At 41.8% G+C, this 4,322-nt stretch carries 4 protein-coding genes; 3 read left to right on the top strand and 1 reads right to left on the bottom strand.

Going from position 1 to position 4,322, the window contains the following annotated elements; genetic code table 11:
• The first annotated feature begins 175 nt into the window (after positions 1-175).
• On the top strand, positions 176-1,141 hold the full coding sequence (locus tag PX482_RS02875) for a hypothetical protein (RefSeq protein WP_288122050.1): 966 nt from the start codon (positions 176-178) through the stop codon (positions 1,139-1,141).
• The gene (locus PX482_RS02870) at positions 1,138-1,374 is read left to right on the top strand and encodes a type II toxin-antitoxin system VapC family toxin (protein ID WP_002758952.1); all 237 of its coding nucleotides are present in this window, start codon (positions 1,138-1,140) and stop codon (positions 1,372-1,374) included. Before PX482_RS02875 ends, PX482_RS02870 begins: the two co-directional genes overlap by 4 nt.
• Before the next feature lie 67 nt (positions 1,375-1,441).
• Here PX482_RS02870 and PX482_RS02865 read toward each other — a convergent pair whose 3' ends face one another.
• Positions 1,442-2,500, bottom strand: coding sequence for a potassium channel family protein (locus PX482_RS02865; RefSeq protein WP_002758951.1), 1,059 nt, complete (start codon positions 2,498-2,500; stop codon positions 1,442-1,444).
• A 126-nt stretch (positions 2,501-2,626) separates the two neighbouring features.
• On the opposite strand from PX482_RS02865, the gene PX482_RS02860 reads away from it, so the two are divergent.
• Complete coding sequence (locus PX482_RS02860; protein ID WP_002758950.1) at positions 2,627-3,910, top strand: aspartate aminotransferase family protein; 1,284 nt, start codon at positions 2,627-2,629, stop codon at positions 3,908-3,910.
• Positions 3,911-4,322: the final 412 nt, after the last annotated feature.

Genomic DNA, 4,322 nt, shown 5'->3' with positions numbered 1-4,322 from the left:
TATAGCTTCTTGTACTTGTTGCGCGCGACTTTTTACCCGGCCAAGCTTTTCTGGTCGGAACCCCCTAAGCCGAGTTTTCAAGGTGCTGCGCCGTCCACTTGGTTTTCGAGACTGGCCTTTTAATTCTAACGTAAAGCCAACTTAGAACGGCGGGGTTTCAGACCCAAAATTTCCGATGAATAGTCTGCCAAGTTCAGTCGAACGGGAAAATTTAGGACAATTTTTGTTAGAAAATCTGCAAAATATTACAGATAAACTCGATCAAATTGTCACCGATTCTGATCGGATAATACTGGATAATTTACTACAAGAAACTAAAATTTTATTTGAGCAAGTTAAGGATAACTCTAAAACTTATCAAGCAAGAGCCGATATATTTTATCAAATTAATAAATTATGGTTTCAGGTATGGAAACAGTATAGAGATGAGGATTCAGCACTGGAGTTAATCCAATATATAGACCAATTTACTAATCAAATTACTGCCTATAATCAATTATTTATCAGCCTTGCTCAGATCAATGAGGTAAAGACTGGTGAGGAAAAAGCCGATTTAATCAGAGTGGTGGAAGGTTCACTCCTTCTCTCGGAAACGATAGATGTGTTTATTGATATGTTTGCTGATTCAGAACTAGAGCAAATTTACCAGGGAGCTAAAAATGCTCTATCGGTTTCTAATCGTACTATAACCGAATATTTCCAAGATACTGAAACATCCGATTTAGTCACCCAACTGAGAGCCTATTACAGTTTAATAATTTTCAGAATTCAAGAGCGATTTAATCCTAAGAATGTATCCTCAGAAACTACTTATCATTCCCTAGCAGATAATTTCAATGATATTGATGCCTCTACACAAAATTTAACAGGTTTGGTCGATTTGGAAACTGAAAAATCTTCGTCTGAAAACTGGTTAGATAATCTTTCTGGATCAATTTCTGATCAGGAAGATTTTGAGAAAGCATTAGAATATGGGCGTGTTTTTCGTCAGAATGTATCCTCAGAAACTACTTCTCATTCCCTAACAGATGATTTAAGCGATCTTGATCCTTGGACAAGAGACTTAGTGGGGGTTGTCGATTTAGGACCAGAAGACCCAAAAGAATCGTATATTGATTATTTAGTGGAGAAGTATCGGTGAAACGAGTCTTATTCGACAGTGATGTATTGCTAGATGTTTTGGGTAAGCGTGAACCACATTTTCCAGCATCTGTACAAGCATTAAATACAGTTAAGACAGGTAAAACTCAAGGATATATTTCTGGTCATGCTGTCACTAATATTTATTATATTTTGTCTAAACAAAACGGAAGGGAAAGCTCAAGAAAATTGGTGATAAGTCTTCTAGAGAACGTAGGTTGGGTTGAAGCATGAAACCCAACACCCGCTCATGTTACCCTACCACTAACCCATCCTACAAACTTTTTGGCGCAAACCCTAACTAATGCTTCGGTAAACGTAAACCATCCGATCGCATGGGGATTAAAATCTGAGTTAAACTGCGTAATTGTTCGGCCGTTCCCATACAAATTAACAGATCCCCGGCCATTAATTCCGTATCGCCAGTCGGTCCCCCAATTAGCGTACCATCGGCGCGACGTATAGCTAAAACTAACGCCCCCGATCGAGATCTTAAATGTGCTTGACTAAGACTTAAACCGACACAGGGACAAGTCCTCGGATCGATTAAAAATTCTTCCATATAAAACGATCGATCGGTTCCAGTTAAAATCCCATCGACAAAATCCATCACCTGGGGTCGTAGGGCTGCGGCCGCTAATCTTCTACCGCCGGTAATATAGGGAGATACTACCGCATCGGCCCCGGCCCGTTGTAATTTTTGTACTGCTTCTTCGGTACTGGCCCTAGCAATGGCGCGAATTTTCGGATTAAGAGTTTTAGCAGACAAAACTGTATATAAATTCTCCGCATCGGAAGTTAAAGCGGCCACAATACAAATAGCGCGTTCGATTCCTGCCATTTGTAAAGATTTATCTAAGGTGGCATCTCCTTGAACAACAATATAATTTAATTCTTTGGCCCGATTTACCTGTAGGGGGTCTGTATCAATGACTACAAAAGGAATATTTTCGGCGTGAAATTCGATCGCCACCTGTCTACCCGTGCGACCCAAACCACAGATGATATAGTGTTCCGATAGTCGATCGATCAAGCGTTTCTCCTGTCTCTGTTTGAGTCCCTCTTGAAAATAGCCTTGAATTAAAGCTTCGGTCAAGCGATTAACAATATAACCGATGCTAACTACTCCCATCACGATCAAAACCATTGTAAACAGTCGTCCCCGTTCACCTAGGGGATTAATTTCGCCAAAACCGACGGTAGCGAGGGTACTAATCGTCATATAGGCCGAATCTAGCCAACTCCAACCCTCGATCAGATGATACCAAAGCGTACCCAGCAAAAACACCACGATCAGGGCAAAAATTCCCCCGATTAATTCCTGACGCAGACGACGATATTTATCTTCACTGATAGACAAGCAAAATTCACCCCTAAGACTGTCTAGTAAATTACAATAAAATCAGTTTTTAATCTAAATAACCCGTCCTTCTCAGACGGATTTGATTATAATTTCCCCTATGTCTAATCGCGCAGGAGTTCCCCAGTGAGTCCAGAAACCCTTTTAGAACCAACCCTAGTTGATCCCACTCCCAATTTAAACCCGAATCAACCCTTCGATCGAGATAGTTTTAACAGCTATGTGATGAATACTTATGGTCGTTTTCCCATTGCGATCGCCAAAGGGTTAGGCTGTCTTCTCTGGGATACTTCCGGTAAACAATACCTTGATTTTGTTGCGGGAATTGCCACCTGTACCCTCGGTCACGCACACCCCGCTTTAATTGAAGTGGTTAGCCAGCAAATCCAAAAACTCCATCATGTCTCGAATTTATACTATATTCCCGAACAAGGGGAACTAGCTAAATGGATTGTCGATCATTCCTGCGCTGATAAAGTCTTTTTCTGTAATTCTGGTGCGGAAGCGAACGAAGCGGCGATTAAATTAGTACGGAAATATGCCCATACGGTGCTAGATTTCCTCGAACAGCCGGTTATTTTAACCGCTCACGCTAGTTTTCACGGTCGGACTTTAGCTACCATCACCGCAACCGGTCAACCGAAGTACCAAAAAGACTTTGAACCCCTGATGCCGGGGTTTGCCTATATTCCCTATAATGATATCGAAGCGGTGGAAAATGCGATCGCTGATCTCGATGAGGGTAATCGTCGTGTGGCCGCGATTATGTTGGAACCCTTGCAGGGTGAAGGGGGAGTTCGTCCAGGGGATATCGAATATTTCCAACGTTTACGGCAAATTTGCGACGAAAATAACATTTTGCTTGTCTTTGATGAAGTACAGGTGGGAGTCGGAAGAACTGGTAAACTCTGGGGTTATGAGAATTTAGGAGTGGAACCGGATATTTTCACTTCTGCTAAGGGTTTAGCGGGTGGTATTCCCATCGGTGCGATGATGTGCAGAAAATTCTGTGATGTGTTTGAACCGGGTAGTCATGCGAGTACCTTTGGAGGTAATCCTTTCGCTTGTGCCTCAGCTTTAACAGTATTACAAACCATTGAACGGGATCATCTTCTCGAAAATGTCCAGCAGCGAGGGGAACAGTTACGCAGCCGTTTACGCGTGATTGCTTCTCAATATCCCCATCTATTTGTCGATGTGCGCGGTTGGGGTTTAATTAATGGTCTGGAAATTAATTCAGAAAGTGAGTTGGTTTCATCTACTATTGTTAATGCAGCCTTGGCCGAGGGTTTATTAATTGCTCCCGCAGGTCCGAAAGTTCTCCGTTTTGTACCTCCTTTAATTGTCTCGGAAACAGAAGTAGATGAGGCTATGGATAAGCTAGAAGCAGCCATCGCTAAAGTGGTTTAATTTCAGTTATCAGTTATCAGTTATCAGTTATCAGTTATCAGATGTAAGTTTTAAGTTGAGAGTTTCCAGAACGTAGGTTGGGTTGAAGCATGAAACCCAACGCCCGCTCATGTTACGCTACCGCTAACCCATCCTACAAATAATTGTGCCTACCTACTTATGAGTCAATTATTTTTGAGCTTTATCCCCCCTAACTGTCACCTTTTCACTGGACTAGGGGAGGATAAATCTACTGTTGTTCGGGGCAAATAAAATGAGGTTCTTCGGTTTATGTTATGCAATGGAGGGGGTTTATAAGGGATGAAACCCTTATATAGAAAGACATTTGGCGATTTTTGTCAATTGTTTTCGATCTAGAACGAGCTAATCAATTAAGTCTCTTGCCAGATAAGGATTTAGTCGATTTATGCCC

This window comes from Microcystis sp. M53602_WE12 (assembly GCF_030065455.1).
GTDB lineage: Bacteria > Cyanobacteriota > Cyanobacteriia > Cyanobacteriales > Microcystaceae > Microcystis > Microcystis aeruginosa.
The sequence above is the reverse complement of the archived record's forward strand: the minus strand, read 5'-3'. Positions and strand labels throughout refer to the sequence as shown.

Excerpts from the sequence above, each read along its gene's own strand:
- PX482_RS02875 (WP_288122050.1), top strand. The coding sequence starts at position 176 with ATGAATAGTCTGCCAAGTTCAGTCGAACGGGAAAATTTAGGACAATTT.